General features: G+C 39.8%; 10 protein-coding genes. 5 read left to right on the forward strand and 5 right to left on the reverse strand.

Annotation, left to right across the window (positions count from 1 at the left end; all coding sequences use genetic code 11):
• Position 1 precedes the first annotated feature (1 nt).
• Complete coding sequence (locus AC6H0V_RS08340) at positions 2 to 1,609, reverse strand: RagB/SusD family nutrient uptake outer membrane protein (RefSeq protein WP_497563267.1); 1,608 nt, start codon at positions 1,607 to 1,609, stop codon at positions 2 to 4.
• Positions 1,610 to 1,642: 33 nt separating this feature from the next.
• Positions 1,643 to 4,624, reverse strand: coding sequence for a SusC/RagA family TonB-linked outer membrane protein (locus AC6H0V_RS08345; protein ID WP_497563268.1), 2,982 nt, complete (start codon positions 4,622 to 4,624; stop codon positions 1,643 to 1,645).
• Between the two features lie 704 nt (positions 4,625 to 5,328).
• Here AC6H0V_RS08345 and AC6H0V_RS08350 point away from each other — a divergent pair.
• A complete protein-coding gene (locus AC6H0V_RS08350; protein ID WP_497563269.1) occupies positions 5,329 to 9,423 on the forward strand; it encodes a hybrid sensor histidine kinase/response regulator transcription factor in 4,095 nt (1,364 codons plus the stop codon).
• Positions 9,424 to 9,581: 158 nt separating this feature from the next.
• The gene (locus AC6H0V_RS08355; RefSeq protein ID WP_497563270.1) at positions 9,582 to 10,706 is read left to right on the forward strand and encodes an AI-2E family transporter; all 1,125 of its coding nucleotides are present in this window, start codon (positions 9,582 to 9,584) and stop codon (positions 10,704 to 10,706) included.
• Positions 10,707 to 10,818: 112 nt separating this feature from the next.
• Here AC6H0V_RS08355 and AC6H0V_RS08360 read toward each other — a convergent pair whose 3' ends face one another.
• From AC6H0V_RS08360 to argS, 3 genes are all read right to left on the reverse strand, one after another.
• The gene (locus AC6H0V_RS08360) at positions 10,819 to 11,217 is read right to left on the reverse strand and encodes an endonuclease domain-containing protein (protein WP_497563271.1); all 399 of its coding nucleotides are present in this window, start codon (positions 11,215 to 11,217) and stop codon (positions 10,819 to 10,821) included.
• Positions 11,218 to 11,358: 141 nt separating this feature from the next.
• Entirely contained in the window at positions 11,359 to 12,120 is a 762-nt protein-coding gene (locus tag AC6H0V_RS08365) for a sulfite exporter TauE/SafE family protein (protein ID WP_497563272.1), read from the reverse strand.
• A gap of 96 nt (positions 12,121 to 12,216) precedes the next feature.
• Positions 12,217 to 13,989 (reverse strand): arginine--tRNA ligase, encoded by a 1,773-nt coding sequence (gene argS / locus AC6H0V_RS08370; RefSeq protein ID WP_497563273.1) that lies wholly within the window; start codon positions 13,987 to 13,989, stop codon positions 12,217 to 12,219.
• 217 nt (positions 13,990 to 14,206) lie between these two features.
• Between argS and AC6H0V_RS08375 the strand changes: the two genes are divergently transcribed.
• From AC6H0V_RS08375 to AC6H0V_RS08385, 3 genes are all read left to right on the forward strand, one after another.
• On the forward strand, positions 14,207 to 15,649 hold the full coding sequence (locus AC6H0V_RS08375) for an arginine deiminase family protein (protein WP_497563274.1): 1,443 nt from the start codon (positions 14,207 to 14,209) through the stop codon (positions 15,647 to 15,649).
• Positions 15,650 to 15,981: 332 nt separating this feature from the next.
• A complete protein-coding gene (gene ctlX / locus AC6H0V_RS08380) occupies positions 15,982 to 16,893 on the forward strand; it encodes a citrulline utilization hydrolase CtlX (RefSeq protein WP_497563275.1) in 912 nt (303 codons plus the stop codon).
• Between the two features lie 175 nt (positions 16,894 to 17,068).
• Positions 17,069 to 17,815 (forward strand): LytR/AlgR family response regulator transcription factor, encoded by a 747-nt coding sequence (locus AC6H0V_RS08385; protein ID WP_497563276.1) that lies wholly within the window; start codon positions 17,069 to 17,071, stop codon positions 17,813 to 17,815.
• Positions 17,816 to 17,831 lie beyond the last annotated feature (16 nt).

Here is a 17,831-nt window from a genome sequence, read left to right on the forward strand (position 1 = left end):
GTTAATAGCCAGTGTTTTGGATTATGTTTGGGTTGGCAGAAATATCTGATGGAGGCAAGGGGAAAATATTATATTTGCTCGCTACGCCAGTGCCCGCTTTTACGCCGCCCTTCCACGCCCATACATAGGTACTCGTTGTAAATTTGTTAAATCTAATGAGGTCTGTTCTCCTGAATGCCTCGTAATAAAGCTCCCTCCCCCTTTCATCAAGAATAAAATCTAGCGATAGGGCGCTTGATGCAATATTACCTGCAGTACTTCCATTGTAGGCCCGGGTACGTAAGGCGTTAACATAGCCAAGTGCAGTGGTTAAACTACCGCCCGTACCTCCACGCAATACGGCTTCTGCATACACAAGATAAGTCTCACCCAAACGGAACAGAGGAAAATCGATATCAGAAAAATCTTTGGCCGCGTCTTGGTGTGGGGCTGCCCCTCCAGATCTGGTTTTATTTCTAAATTTGGTACTCGAATAGCCTTCTGTAGAAACATACAAATCGTTCATATCTAAACTTTGGCCGGTCATGTAAAACTGTGCACGGGTATCGGTATTACCTGTTTTATCCGCAAAAAGATTAACAAACTGCTGCGTAAATCTTAGTCCGCCCCAATCGCCGCTAGATCCAGAGACAGTTGCCGGTACGTTTGCGGGGCCATGCATCAAATAGGTGGTACCTCCGTAATTCTGGGTATAGGTTCCATCGTAATTGATAGCCAAAATAAATTCATCAGTGTTGAGGTGGTTATCGGCTATGGTCAGTTCTCTATAGTTGCCATGTAAGGTATAACCGGCTTGGATAATCTTATTGCAATAGGTAATGGCTTCGGTATATTTGGGCGTACCGGTATATATTTCGGCGTTTAAATAGAGGCGCGACAATAAAGCCCAAGCTGCAGCCTGATCGGCCCTGCCATATTCATTGCTTTTCGGAGCTGCTAATAGTGGCTCCAATGCTTTTAGCTCAGATTCTACATACGCAAAAAGTTCTTTGCGCTGTATTTGTTTTGGCAAATCCTTTGCGCCAATTATCGTGCTTTCGGTAACCATCACTGGGTTGGCGTACAGATCCATGAGCACCCAATACTGGAACGCCCTAAGAAAACGTGCTTCAGCTCTATATTTCCTGATATTATCTGCATCAGCACCGCTAATACCGCGCTCTGAAAGTTTCTCGTCTGTAGCCTGATTGATAAAATCGTTACATAAGGTAATCTGAAAATATGAACGATAATAAAGGCCATTAATAATCGAATTAATAGACGACCAAGTCATTTCATGCAATCCTTGAATGCCGCCATCGCTTTGCCAAGACCAAACGGCTTCGTCGGTAGTAAGTTCTTGCAGGTTCCAATATAACCGCAAGAAATCAGAATTTCCTTCATCTTTAATAATTTCTGCGGGGATATCCTGTTGGCCAGTAGTGGCATTTCCTGTTAGGGCAAAGGCGCCATAAACTTTGGCCAAGGCCTGCTTATATCCCCCAGGGGTAGCATATACCTTATCGGCGGTGAGATCATTGGTGGGTACCAGATCCAACTTGTTACACGATGCCATGATCAGCACTGCGGCCAAGGCCAAAGCACGTAATCGTAAAGTTCTGGTTTTCATATCTATAATTTTGAAACTATTCATCATTTGCAGTTAAAAGTTAACATTTAATCCTAACGACACTACCCTAGGGCGAGGGTAAATGTTATTGTCTACACCAGAAGATACTTCGGGATCCAACCCTGTATACTTGGTAATGGTGAACACATTTTGTACACTAGCATTAAGCTGGAGATTTAATTTGTTCTTCCATATCTTCCCAAAATTATAGCCCAGGTTAATGTTGTCCATTTTTAGGAAAGACGCATTTTCGATGTAATAATCGCTCATTACCTGTTGGGTTTTAAAATTGGTGGTGAGATAGCTTGGCGAGCCGTTTAAAAGCACTGCTGTGCCGGTAATCTGTGCCAAGTTTCCTCGTTGGCTCGCCGAATTGTTATACACATAATTGCCCAAATTAGAGCGAAGAGTAAAGTTCAGGTTCCAGTTTTTATAGTTAAGATTGTTGGTAAATCCAAGAAAGAGCCTCGGATCAGCTGATTTGCTTTTGTTAAAATCATTAGGACTGATAATCCCATCGCCATTTTGATCTACATAAACCCCCTCTACCGGATTTCCGTTCGCATCATAAACCTGCTCAAATAAATAAAAGGTGTTTTTGCTTCCGCCTACTGCATTGATCAATGCATATTGTCCACTTACTCCACCAGCAATTGTTCCTACTTGTAAACCGATGTAATTCTTATCATCAGGAACCACGGTTAAATTGGTGATGGTATTTTTGTTATAGGTAACGTTAAAACCGAAATCCCAATTAAAATTTTCTTTTTTGATCGGATTAAAACCCATAACGAGCTCAACCCCCTTGTTTTCCATATCGCCCACATTTACCACAGCAGTTGCTGAATAGTTTGTTCCGGCAGGCTGGGGAATCCTATTGAGTAGATCGCTGGTTTTTCGCAGATATAGATCCAAGCTACCCGTAATGCGGTTATTTAAAAATCCAACATCCAATCCTACATTGGTGGTAGCTGTTTCTTCCCATTTGATATTTGCGATGTAAGCGCTCGGCCTGTACATCTGATAAAAGGTGCTTCCAAATTGGTAAGATGCATTTGGTGTGCTCAAACCATAAGTAGACATGTATCCGTAGTTACCAATACCTTCTTGTTGACCGGTAATACCGTAACTTACCCTCAATTTAAGTGCTGAGACCTGTTGTACATCTTTAAGAAAAGATTCATTTTTAAGCGTCCAAGCTACTGCAACAGATGGGAACATACCGTACTTATAGGCAGGGCCGAAACGTGATGAACCATCTCTCCTCAACGTGGCCGTTACTAAAAACCGATTGTCAAAACTATAATTTAAGCGGCCGAAATAAGAAATAAGCCTATTTTGTGGTTTATTAAAGGGAAAATCGGGATCAGATCCCGTGATTTTGTTTCCATTGGCATCAAAATCCGCAAAATTAAAACTTGTACTTAGGTAATCGTTATACGAGTAGCCTACCGTAGCATCAATCCTGCTTTTAATTCCTGTAATTTCTTTAACATAGTTGAGATAGAAATCGAAAAGGGTATTACGTCTGTTTTGTTTGTACTGATTGTTGATCCCTTTCCTATCGATGGTTTCTGCGGCTGATGGATCAACATAAACCGTACCCTTGCCTGAAGCAATATCGTAGCCTGCGTTAAGATTAATGTGAAGATCGGGCAAAAAATGAAGCTTGTAATCTAATTGAAGGTTCCCAATGCTTCTGTATGGATCTGATTCGTCTAACCTTTGCTCGAGTAGGCCCAACGGATTTCGACCCACTAGGTTTTCAAGACCGCTCGGATTAGCGGTATTGAGCCATTCATAATAATTATTGAAGTCGCTGCGATTGGTGTAAACCGCTTTGGTAGGATCGAAACTAACTGCTCCTCCAATTGCGGCCTGATTGGCAAACCTGGTTTTTTGTATGCTTCCTTTTAGATTAAGGTCTACTTTTAAGTGGTTTTTAAAAAAAGTAGGATTGAGTACAAAAGCTAACGAACTCCTTTGCAATTGGTCGGTTCTTAAAATCCCCTGTTGGTTTTGATAGCCCACAGATAACCTATACGGCAAGTTCTTGATCCCTCCGCTAAAACTGAGGTTGTTATCTGTGGCCAAACCATCCTGATAAATCATATCTTGCCAATTGGTCTCAAATGTACCTAATTGATCTTTTTGGGCCTGTGTACCACTGGTGTTTACAATAGCGCGAATCTGCTCGGCACTTAACACATCGGCCTGTTGTATATTTTTAGTAATAGAATTGGTGGTAGTGAAGGCAATATTTAAATCGCCGCTTACACCTTTCTTAGTGGTAATAATAATTACACCATTTGATGCCCTAGCTCCATAGATCGCAGCGGCGGAAGCATCTTTTAATACCGTAAACGATTCGATATCATTCGGATTGATAAAACTAAGCGCATTAGAAGCTCCAGATACGTTTCCTGTTTCTAGAGGTACCCCGTCTATTACAATCAATGGATCGTTACTGGCACTCAGAGATGAGCCGCCACGAATACGGATAGTACTGCCACTCCCGGGCTGACCACTATTGGAAGTAATGGCTACCCCAGGAACTTTCCCTGCAAAGAGTTGCTCGGGTGTAGTGAAATTTCCTTTTTGAAAATCTTTAGAAGTAACTACAGCTACAGATCCGGTAAGGTCCTGTTTTCTCGTAGTTCCATAACCCACCACAACTACTTGGCCCAGAGATGATGAATCTTCCTGCAGGGTAACGTTGATGTTGCTAGCGGCTCCTAAGGTTATTTCCTGTTTTGTATATCCTATAAAGGTAAATTCTAATACACCTTGATTATTGGGCACCCCAATGGTAAATTTTCCGTTAGCATCTGTTACGGTGGCAATAGTTGTTCCTTTTAATCTAACACTTACACCAGGAAGCCCTAAATTATCAGTGCCCGACTTAACGGTACCTGTAATGGTTTTGGTTTGTGCATGAAGAGGAACGGAAAAAGCAAACAAAAAAAGCAAGAGCAGCAGTCTTTTGTGCCTCAAATTAAGAGTAAAATTTAGCATACAGTATTTGGTTAGGTTTACTATATACAAAAGAAAACTTTATCTCTATTTTATACTTGTGCTATTGTTCATTTTTTTTGTGCTAATCGACATATTTGTTGTAACCGCAAAGGCCGCGGAGAACGCAAAGGCACCCCACTTCGCGCTCTTGGGTTCTTGGCGGTTATTCTTAACGCAAAGGCTTGGCGGTTAATTTTCTAACCGCAAAGGCCTCGAAGAACGTAAAGGCTTGTCGGTTATTTTTTTAACGCAGAGAACGCAAAGGTTTCGCAGAGAACGCAATGGCACCCCACTTTGCGCTCTTGGCGTTCTTGGCGGTTATTCTTAATGCAAAAGCTTGTCGGTTAATTTTCTAACCGCAAAGGCCGCAGAGAACGCAATGGCACCCCACTTTGCGCTTGGCGTTCTTTGCGGTTATGTTTCTAACCGCAAAGGCCGCGAACGCACCAACAGAAACGGTAGATAAGTGAAGTTAGGTTTGTCTTATTGTTCTTTTTTTTTGTGCTATCCAACATATTTTATTACGCAGCAACATAGGCCACATAGCCGTAAAGGATTAAACAAACTATGTTGACTATGTCTCTATGTGGTTGAAAAGATAAAACCATATCCATCCCCTTTCTTTCTTTTTTTGCGGAAGAATTTATCATTCATTTTAATTCGTAAATTGAGCCAACCTATGCTTTAATCCTGAACCATTCCTGATGACATCAATACTCAAGAGTTTCTGTCTGTTATTTTTCTGCTGTTGCTTTGGGATGGCAAGGGCCCAAAATCTTAAATTTAAGCACATCAGCATTGAAGATGGTCTATCCAACAGTACCATCGAATGCATCTTTCAGGATCATCGGGGCTTTATTTGGTTTGGCACGAGAGATGGTCTCAACAAATACGACGGCATTCAGATTACTGTTTACAAAAGTAGCAAGGCTACCACAAGCCTTAGCGACAATTATATCCGTTGCATCTATGAGGGCAAAGACAAAACCCTGTGGATTGGCACATCAAACGGCCTGAACAGGTTTAATCCCGAACAAAATAATTTTACACGGTATAAATCGGTAGAAAACAACATCAACTCCCTTAGCAATAATACCATTACTTCAATAGAGGAAAATAATAGGGGTTTATGGGTGGGTACAACCGGCGGCGGATTAAATCTTTTAGATCTAAAAAAAAGAAAATTTGAACACTATAGACAACAAAGCCTGCAACATCGTATAGGAAACGATAATGTAAATGCCCTTCATACCGACAAAAATAAAAATCTATGGGTAGCCACAGCTGCAGGGCTGGACTTATATGATCAACAGACCCATACTTTTAATCGCGTCCATGGTCTAGAAAATTATGTTATTCGAATTATATCCGAAGCTGGCGATGGGAGCTTATGGCTAGGCACCGAAGATAAAGGCCTGATCCATTTTGATCCCGCTACAAAAAGCTTCAAAACATACCGCCATCAGGACAAAAATACCAATAGCATTGGTAGCGATTTGGTAAGAGCAATTGTTTTCGATAAAAAAAATAACATCTGGCTTGGCGGGATCAACGGCGGACTCGACCTTTTTAATACCGAGATGGGCACTTTTAAGCACTATCAGAATGAACCAGGAAATCCATCTAGCCTTTCGCAAAGAACTGTATCTGCTCTATACGAAGATAAACAGGGCAATTTATGGATCGGTACGCATCGCGGAGGTATTAACCTGTATAGTCCAGGTTCAGAGAAATTTAAACTCTTTAAGCAAGAACCCTTAAAAAACAGCTTAAGCTATAATGATGTAAAGGCATTTTATGAAGATGAGGATGGAAACATTTGGATAGGCACAGATGGAGGTGGACTAAACTTCTTTAATCGGAAAACAAATTGGTTTACCAGTTATAAAAATAATCCGTTTAATGCCCAAACCATTGGCTCTGATGCAGTTCTCTCCATAATGGAAGATCAAAGCCACAATATTTGGGTAGGTACCTGGGGTGGCGGACTAAACCTGCTAAACAAGAAAACCGGAACATTTACCAAATTTGTTTACTCGAGTTCCGAGCCTAGCTCAATTTCTTCTAACTATGTACAACAATCTTTTGAGGATAGCGAAAACCAACTCTGGATAGGAACCTATTATGGCGGATTAAATCTGTTTGACCGCAGCACGCAGAAATTCAAGCGGGTTGTATATGGTGGTGATGGAACGAGGCTAATTGGCAATAATATCATTGCCATTAATGAAGACAAAAACAAGAACCTATGGATAGGTACCGATGATGGCGGGCTGAACTGCTACAACCTAAAAACAAAAAGCTTTTCGCACTTTTTCTTGAACGAAGAAAAAAAACCTGACCTCCGGGTTATTTTTATCGACAGCAAAAATAGGCTCTGGATTGGTCAGGCAGGATTATACCTTTTTAATCAATCGAAAAAAACCTTTGCACTTTATACGCGAAAGGCAGGTTTGGCTACCGATTTCATTAAAGGGATTACCGAAGATGAAAAAGGAAATTTCTGGATCTCAACCTCTAAAGGATTAACCAAATTTAATCCCGAAACCTTAAGTTTTATGCGGTATAATACTGCAGACGGGCTCCAAGGACTAGAATTTGAGGCTAATGCCTATCTGAAAACCAAGAAAGGCGAAATGTTTTTCGGGGGAATTAATGGTTTTAACTCCTTCTTCCCAGACGATATTAGAACAAACAAATACGTTCCGCCGGTTTACCTCACCGAGTTCTACATCTTTAACAATAAAATGATGCCCGGAGCTAAAAATTCGCCCTTGCAGAAAGATATAAGCCTAACTAAGGAAATTGCAATCTCGCATCGCCAGTCTACATTCTATTTCAACTTCGCTGCTTTAAACTATACCTCTTCAGAAAATAACCGATATGCATTTAGATTGGAAGGATTTGATAAAACTTGGATTGAGGCTAGCAACTCGAGGAGGCCCTTTTATACGAATTTAGATCCAGGAACGTACACATTTAGGGTTAAGGCTTCTAACAACGATAATGTGTGGAACAATGTCGGTACAGCAGTAAAAATTGTAATATCTCCCCCATTTTGGGCAACCCTGTGGTTTAGGCTGCTGATAACGCTGTTGTTGTGCTCCATCGCCTATGCGATATTAAGCTTTAAGCGGAAGTTAGAACTCAGAACCTTAGAAGAGCAGAAGCGTGAAGAAATGCACGAGATCCAGTTTCAGTTTTTCACTAATATTTCGCATGAGTTTCGAACCCCATTGTCGTTGATCCTCGGTCCGATAGATCGCTTATTGAAAGAGGACTCAAAAGGCGCTTTCCAGAACTACTACAGAACGATCCATCGCAATGCCAATAGGTTATTGGGCTTAATTAACGAGCTTATGGACTTTAGAAAAGTTGAAGCAGGGGCCCTAAAACTAAAGGTTATACAAGGAAACCTGAGTTTATTTATCGATGAGGTTGCCGAAGAATTTACCGATATGGCCTTAGACAAGAACATCGATTTTAAGGTAAAAAAAATGGGGACCTTTAACGATGTTTGGTTTGATCGGCATGTACTTGAAAAAATTATTCTCAACCTAATTAATAACTCCCTTAAATATACCAAAAATGGTGGAGCAGTTACACTCGAAATTCTATCTTCGCTAGACAATGTAGAGCCATGTTTTGAAAACCAGCTTTTCATTACCAGTAATTATTCAGCCCAGCAATATGTTTATATTAGGGTGGTTGATAATGGAATTGGCATTTCGAAAGATTCTATCCACCATTTATTTGAGCGCTACTATCGGATTACCGAATCGCACTTGGGGTCGGCGATAGGTTTGGCCTTTGTAAAAAGCTTAACGCTGTTACATAAGGGCTTGATCAAGGTTTCTAGCGAAAAATATGAAGGAACCGAAATTATCATCGGGCTGCCCTGCAATAAAAATGATTATGCCGCCGATGAACTTTGGGGGCAATACACCGAACAGGGAGGCACCCGATTGGAAAGCATTAGCTACAAATCAGATCAGCACTTCCTCCCTAGCAATACCAAACAGTTAACCGCAAATGCCATTACTAAACATATTTTAATTGTAGATGATAATGAAGAACTAAGAGCTTTTTTAAAAGAAACGTTAATTGGCGACTATCATATTTCTGAAGCCGGAGATGGAAAATCGGGTTTCGAAAAGGCGAAGGAAGAATTTCCGGACCTTGTGATCAGCGATGTAATGATGCCTGGCATGGATGGGACCGAATTCTGTAAACTGTTAAAAGGAGATTTAGAAACAAGCCATATCCCATTTCTGATGTTGACGGCAAAAAACAGTGTTTCGGCCGAGATCGAAGGTGTAGAATCGGGTGCAGATCATTACTTTACGAAGCCAATAAACATTAACCTGCTACAAACTACCATTAAGAATATTTTCGAACAAAGACAAAAGCTAAAAGACCATTACGCCAAAGATCACCATACAGACCTTATTGATCTTGTTCATTCTACCAAGGACAGGGACTTTATGGCTAGGCTATTATCCATCATCAACGAGCAATTGATAAATCCTGAGCTAGATATCGATTACCTGTGCAGTGAAATCGGTATGAGCCGAACCAAGCTCTATCAAAAAATCAAAACCATCTCTGGTCAGTCTATAGGAGAATTTATTCGCTCGATACGCTTAAGAAAAGCAGTAGAAATTATGACGCGTGAAGATGTGCTCCTTACAGAAGTGATGTACCGAGTAGGCATCCAAACCCAATCCTATTTTACAAAAGCATTTAAAAAGGAATTTGGAAAAACCCCTACGCAGTTTCTGCAGGACTTTAAGGCTTAGTCTGTAGTCGGTAGTCTTGAGTAAATTCAATGTAGTGGGGAGTGTAGAGTTTAAAGTAGTCCTCATCCGATGAGCCATCCGATGAGCGGAGGGTTGAGGTCGGGCTATTTCAAACAAATTACCTATCTTGCTGTTAACCTCGAGAACTAAAACAAATCATGAAAGATCTTCCACTAACCGCAAAACGATCATTAGAATTATTGGGCATTGTGCTTATTGCTGCCATTTTAGTGGTGGGCAGAGATATTATTATGCCTATTATCATGGCATTTTTCGTAAGCATCATGCTATTACCAATCTATCGTTTTTTAAGGAAACGCAAGGTTCCCGAATCATTGGCAATTGTTCTTCCTATTCTTTGTGTACTTATTTTTATTGGGTTAATTATTTGGTTTTTTTCTGCGCAGATCGGTATTTTGGTCGATGATTTTCCACAGATCAAACAAAATGTAGCAAAGCACCTCCAATCACTTAAGGAATGGGTGAGCAGCTTTACTAAAATGAGTATTTCCAAACAAGAAACTTTTCTGAGGGAAAAAAGCGATGATCTCCTTGCTATGGGCGGAAAGGCTGCCGGAGGAGCTGCAGTAACCTTAACCGGGATCTTTGTTTTTGTTGGTCTCCTTCCCATTTATATCTATCTTATCTTGTTTTACAAAGACATTTTGTTGCGTTTTACCTTTATGTGGTTTAAAACAGACGATCATGCAAAGGTGAAAGAAGTGGTTTACGAAACAGAATCAATCATCAAAAGTTATTTAGTGGGGTTGCTTATACAGGTTACCTACATGACTGTTCTTCTAGGTGGTCTTTTACTCTTGCTTGGAATTAAACACGCCTTATTGATCGGCGTTATCTTTGCGATTTTAAATCTCATCCCCTACGTTGGTGCCCTCATCGGCAATTTGATTGGCGTATTGATAACGCTAACTTCATCCACTCAATTATGGCCAGTAATTACCGTTCTAGGTGTCATAGCGGTTGTTCAGTTTCTTGATAACAATATTTTGATGCCTAGAATAGTAGGTTCAAAAATAAAGATCAATGCCTTGTTCTCCATTATCGGTGTTTTATTAGGAGGGGCAATAGCGGGAATTTCTGGTATGTTCCTCTCCATGCCCATTATCGCAGTGCTGAAAATTATTTTCGACAGAACAGAGCAGTTTAAACACTGGGGAGTACTATTGGGCGATGAAAGACCTGAAAAAAGTCCATTAACCTTTAAACGATTTCGTTATAAGAAAGCCATTGAAACCAAGAGCGGAACGATTGAGAAGACGTAAATTATGGTGGTAGAATTGTTAAATTGTTGTATTGCTATATTGTTGCCAGCTAGAGTTGTAATCACCTTACGATTCACGCTAGGCATACTGCTGTCCCCCGCTGGCGGGGGAATCAAAGGGGGTGGATTTTAACATGTTCTTTTATAAAATCTGAAATATAATCATAAACATTTCCAATGTTTTTCAGCACCTCTTCATCATCAAATCTCAGTACCGTAAATCCTATTTCTTCTAACTGTTTCTGCCTGATCAGGTCCTTTTTATATACCTCATCCCATTGATGGGTCAGCCCATCAACTTCGATTATAAGCATCAGTTCCTTACACATAAAATCTGCAATAAAATTTAATACAGGTCTTTGCCTCCTAAACTGATAGCCTAACATTTTCCTCCCGCCCAAAACATATTTCCATAAGCAGGCCTCAGCTTTGGTCATGTCTTTTCTGTTGATGCTTGCAAAGTTTTGAAGCCTTTTATTGTAGTAAATGTTTTTTTGATTAATTGGGTCCATTGGTTTAACTAATTTAATCAATTTGGTTGACATGTTAATCCTCCCCCTGCCACCACAATTTGCCCCGCGCCCCCCTCCTCCAAAGGAGTCCCTTTGGGACAAACGGCGACAGCATGTCGCATAGAACTTACTAAGGGGGATTTATCTTAGAACATCCCACGCAAATCTTAAAATCGTTCCAAAGACTACGATCAAGAAAAAAATTCTGATAAATCTATTTCCTTTTAATAAAGCTAATCTTGCGCCAAGAAAGGAGCCTGCAACGTTAAATATCGCCATGGGTATGGCATATTGAAACAAGACATGACCAGTTGAAGTAAAATAGATCAACGCAGCTAAATTGGTAGCGATATTTACAATCTTAGCATGTGCACTTCCACCAATAAAATCGAAACCTAATACTGCAATAAATACTAAGATCAGGAAAGATCCTGTGCCCGAGCCAATTAATCCATCGTAAAACCCAATAACCAATCCAAATGTTCCTGCCAACAGAATTTGTTTTAAGGCCGAATGGACTTTGTGCTTTTGGATCCCGAATGATTTATTGAAATAGGTATATAGCGCAACTGCAATTAAAACGCACAAAATAATTGGCTTAATTACCTCATTATTAATCTTACTTACCGAATATGCACCTAATAGCGAGGCAAAAAACGCTGTAATTACACAGGCCGCAAGAATTTTGAAATTAAATTTTACCTGTTTCGAATACTTGAAAGCGGCAACCGAGGTGCCCATTAAGGATGGGATCTTTACGGTTCCAAACAAGGTGGCGGCAGGGTAATGAGGCAAAATAAGGAAGGTAGCAGGTGTTTGCAATAATCCTCCGCCGCCCACGATGGCGTCGATAAAACCCGCTGCGAAAGCTGCTAGGCAGAGTAAGAGAGTTTCTTGCACCATATCGTTATTGTTGAATTGTTATATTGTTAAATTGTTTGGTATGATGCCTAGGCAAAATAGCTATAAAACAATACAGCAATAAAACAATTCTTCATTCTACATTCTCTCCGGCACATTGATCCCCAGTATTTTCATCCCAGCTTTAAGCACATCTCCAGTTACCTTACAAATATTTAAGCGATGCTGTTTAAGGGCTTCATTTTCTTCCTTAACAATCGGTGGTACCTCATGGTAAAACTTATTGAAAAGCTTAGCCACTTCATATAAATAATTGGCTAAAAATGCCGGACTATACGCTTTAGCTGCAGCCGAAATTTCTTCTGGATACTTGCTCAATAACATGATCATCTCGAGCTCAGTAGGCTGTAGCTCGCCTTCCAATAAATGTCCTTCACCAGACTTGAAACCAGCTTTAGAAAGTAGCGACTTTATCCTCGCATGGGTATATTGGATAAACGGCCCCGTATGACCTTGAAAATCGATGGATTCTGAGGGATCGAACAACAAACGTTTTTTTGGCTCAACTTTAAGCAAGAAATATTTTAGTGCACCTAAACCAATGTTATAATACAAGGTCTCTTTCTCTTCATCAGAAAAATCGTTGGTTTTACCTAAAGCTTCTGTTTTTTGTCGTGCGGTTAAAATCATTTCTGCTACTAGATCGTCGGCATCAACCACTGTTCCTTCCCTACTCTTCATCTTTCCACTAGGTAAATCTACCATGCCATAAGAAAGATGGTGCAATCCTTTGGCCCAGCTTTTTCCTAATTTCTCTAGAATTAAAAACAGTACCTTAAAATGATAGTCTTGTTCGTTACCAACAACATAGATCGACTGGTCCATTTTAAAATCATCGTATTTCATTTGGGCAGTACCTAAATCTTGGGTAATGTAAACCGAAGTTCCATCAGCACGTAAAACCAATTTTTGGTCTAACCCTTCTGCGGTGAGATCTATCCATACCGAACCATCTTCCTTTTTAAAGAAAACTCCTTTTGCCAAGCCTTCATCAACCGTGTCTTTCCCTAAAAGATAAGTATTGCTTTCGTAGTAATATTTATCAAAATCAACACCTAAGTTTTTATAGCTGATATCAAAACCTGCATAAACCCAACTGTTCATCTTTTCCCAAAGCGCAATTACATCGGCATCGCCAGCTTCCCAAGCTAAAAGCATCTGTTGTGCCTCTTTAATGAGCTGTGCATCTTTCTTAGCGTTTTCTGGGCTTTGCCCTTCAGCCACCAAGGCATCTATTTGTTTTTTGTATTCTTTATCAAAAATTACATAGTATTTTCCTACCAAATGATCTCCTTTTAAACCCGAGCTTTCTGGAGTTTCGCCATTGCCCCAAATTTGCCAGGCTAACATCGATTTACAGATATGGATACCTCTATCATTCACCAAATTCACTTTAAATACTTCGTAACCATCTGCTTTTAGCAATTCGGCAACTGCATAACCCAATAAGTTGTTACGTACATGGCCTAAGTGCAAAGGTTTATTGGTGTTGGGCGAAGAATATTCGACCATTACTTTTTGTCCATTGGGTTTAATTTTACCGAAATCATCATCCAATAACTCAGAGTTAAATAAGTTTAACCAATAACTATCAGCAATGCTCAGGTTTAAGAAGCCTTTAACCACATTAAAACCAGTAACTTCACTTACATGTTGCACCAAGTAATTACCAATGGCATTGGCTGTTTCTTCAGGAGATTTTTTAGAATAACGAACAATTGGGAATACAACAAGGGTTAACTGTCCCTCAAATTCTTTACGTGTGTCTTGTATGTTAATGGCACTTTCGGCAACTTCTTCATTATAGAGGGCTTTAATTGCATTAAGTGTTTCGGTAACGATAAAATTCATGGGGTAAAAATAGTTAAAGAATTTGGAGTCCGAAAGTCCGAAAGTCCGAGAGTCCGAATAAGCCCCACGATAATCATGTATTAGCATACGTGTTCACATTCAAAATAGGGGAATTTTTTATTCATTTACTTGGCTTTTAACTAAACACACAGCCCTCGGACTTTCAAACTCTCCGACTTTCGGACTTTTTGAATAACTTTGCAAACAAACCAACTATATGAGCCTAGAACAAGGAAATTTTAATGTAAGTGTAACTTCAGAAATTGGACGATTGCGTAGATTGCTAATTCACAGTCCGGATAGTGGATTAGGTAAAGTTGTCCCGTCGAAGGCCCAAGATTGGCTATTTGAAGATATTGTGCATTTGGATACGATCCGTAAAGACGAGTACGATTACTACATTAAATTGTTGATGTATTTCTTGGATCCGGCAAAAATCAAAGGGAAATTGGCCCATATTGATTCGGAAGCGGCTAATAGGGATTTCTTTAAACCAGATAGCGCTTCTTTCCATGCGTCTGAAAATGTAATAGAACTTCAACAATTGTTGGGCGATATCTTGACCCAAACTTCTATAAAAAAGAAATTAAGTGCTTCTGTATGTGCAATCGAAGGCTGTACCTACAAACTGCAGTTGCAATTGATTGATACCGATCCTAAAGAACTGGCAAAAACGCTTATCTCCGGCTCACTTCCAGATGGTAGGATGATATTTTCGCCCATTCCGAATTTAATTTTCACGCGTGATGTGGGCACCACCATCAATGATTTTATTTTACTAAATAAGCCCGCAAAAAAAGCGAGAGTGAGAGAAAGTTTATTAATGCGATACATTTTCTTCAATCACGAAATGTTCGAAAATTATAGAGGTCATATTTTGGAGATCCCTGATGGCGAACATCATTTTTTACGCCCCGGTGAAGAGCTTGAAAACAGAACTACATTAGAAGGTGGTGATGTAATGACTGTAAGTAAAAACCATGTGCTGATTGGTTGCAGTGAACGCACATCGCCCTATGGCGCCAACGAAGCGATGAAACTGTTGTTTGAAAACGATGTGGTTGATAAGGTAACGGTAGTACGGATTCCGAACAAGCGGGATTTTATGCATTTAGACACCGTGTTTACACAGGTTAAACGAAACATGTGGGTTTTGCTCCATTCTATTGCCCATGTAGAAGAAAATAAACAGGCAACGCCTATTGATTTTTTAGTGCAGCCAGAACCCAAAGAACAAACAGAGATTATCCAGTTCTATAAAGATAAAAGTGCCCCAAAACACTTCGATAGCATGGAACAATTGTTTGAAGATATAAGTAAGAACGATTTAAAAAGTAAGGAACCTACGCAGTTTATCTACAGTGGTAGCGGCGTTTTCCCATTTGATGCCCGTGAGCAGTGGACAGATTCTTGTAACCTGCTTGCGATTACGGAAGGTGTGGTTTTAGGGTACGACAGGAATGATAAAACAGTAGAAGCTTTTAAACAACATGGATTTACGATTGTTAAGGTAAAAGACCTGATCAATGATCTTGAAAGTGGAAAAGTAAATGCAGATACAATTACTGATACATTGATCTTAATGCCATCTGCAGAATTATCAAGGGCAAGAGGCGGATTTCATTGTATGAGTTTGCCTATATTACGGGATGAATTATAGAGGGTCCGGAAGTCGGGAGTCAGAGAGTCCGAAGGTATAACTAGATAAAGAGGAACTATAAAGAGTCCGGAGTCAGAGAGTCCGTAGAAAATGTCAGTCTGAGCGTAGTCGAAGACAAGTTGGCCCTTCGACTACACTCAGGGTCACAAATTTAAAGGTTCATTATCTCATTGTTTAATTACTGGATAGGCTTAGGCACCACGTCTAAATGCTCAATACACACTACGTTATAATTAGAACTCCTTACACGTTAACTTAGCCACCCAATCCCAATACGCAATACGCTCTACGAATACGATAAAAGAATTTAATTACAAGTTAAACTTCCAAGCATGCAGTCTACCCACCATATCCTCATGATCCGCCCGGTTGATTTTAAATTCAATACGCAAACGGCCGATAACAATAAATTTCAGCAGGCAACTACGCAGAGCGATGTGCATACCCAGGCTTTACAGGAATTTGATGGCTTTGTAGCGATGCTAAGATCAAATGGCGTAGACGTTACGGTAATTGATGATACGTTACAACCTGAAACTCCCGACTCTATTTTTCCGAACAATTGGGTCTCTTTCCATGATAATGGAGAAATCGTACTTTATCCTATGTTTTCAGAAAATAGACGTGCCGAACGCAGGGCGGATATCCTTACTACTTTGGAAGAGCATTTTTTGGTAAATAAAGTAACTGATCTTAGCACCCACGAAGCGCAGGATATTTTTTTAGAAGGTACGGGAAGCTTGGTTCTGGATAGAGACAATAGGATTGCCTATGCTTGCTTATCCTTTCGCACCAACGAAATTGCACTTGAAAAATTTTGTGAGGCAACGGGATACACCGCTGTGGTTTTTAACGCAGTAGATGAAACCGATTTCCCTATTTACCATACCAATGTGATGATGTGCATTGGAGATAAGTTTGCGGTAGTTTGTCTTGATTCCATCAAACACGAAGGTGAACGAGAAAACTTAATCAAAAGTTTAAAAGCTACCCACAAAGAAATTATGGCAATCAGTTTTGATCAGATGAACCATTTCGCCGGGAACATGCTTCAAGTTAACAATACTGCTGGTGAAAGTCTATTGGTAATGTCTGAGCAAGCTTTTTTAACCCTGGATCAAGAACAGATCGCATTGCTCGAAAAATATGCAAAACTGATCTATGCTCCCTTATATACGATTGAAACTCATGGTGGAGGTAGTGCAAGATGCATGCTGGCTGAAGTTCATTTGCCTGAAAAGTAAGTTTTTTACCAGCCGTGGCACCTAAGCTGCACTCCTTAAGTGTAAGTCTGAGCGTAGTCGAGACGTTTGAAAACCTAAGTTAAACAATCGCAAACGCTTAGCGCCATAGGCTTTACCATTCTCCTTTCTGTTAATATATTTTTTTAAACCGTTTTAAAATATACCTTTATCCTTAATGAATAACTATAAATGCCTAATTGTTGATGACAACGAGATTGAACGTGATGCTATTGAAATGCACCTGCGTAAAATTGCTCGCCTAGAAATTAGCGCTATTTGTACCAGTGGAATCGAGGCCGCAGCGGTATTAATGAATGAGCAGATTGATATCGTTTTTTCTGATATTGATATGCCCGAGCTTTCTGGAATGGAATTACTTAAAAGTATAAGTATTCCGCCGGTTTTTATTTTTATCACATCGTTTGCAGAGTATGCTGCCGAAGGTTTTAATCTCGACGCTTTGGATTTTATTGTTAAACCCGCAAGTTTTGATCGTTTATTAAAAGCCAGCTCGAAAGCCATTGCCTATTTAGATCTTAAAAAATCTGCGGTGGCCAATACCAATCCTTATCCAATTCCAGAAACTGATGACTATTTTTTTATAAAAGAAACAAAAGGCTTCACCAAGTTAAATTTTGATGAGGTAATCTACATCGAGAGCATGGGAGATTTTTCAAAAATTTATACGCCAACTGAAATGCATATTACGCTCATTAATCTCAAAAATTTAGAGCGCCAATTGCCCGGTTCATTCCAAAGGGTACATAAGCAATATATTATCAACCTCAATCACATTGCAACAATTGCTAATTCGGAAATTATATTAACCCATAATTACTCAGTTCCGATAAGCTTAACTAATCGGCAGGAGTTAATGGAAAAAATAACGGCTAAAACATTGTCTAGAAGCACTAAACATTAATTATTTTAGTCTTTTG

Source organism: Pedobacter sp. NO84, from assembly GCF_059703915.1.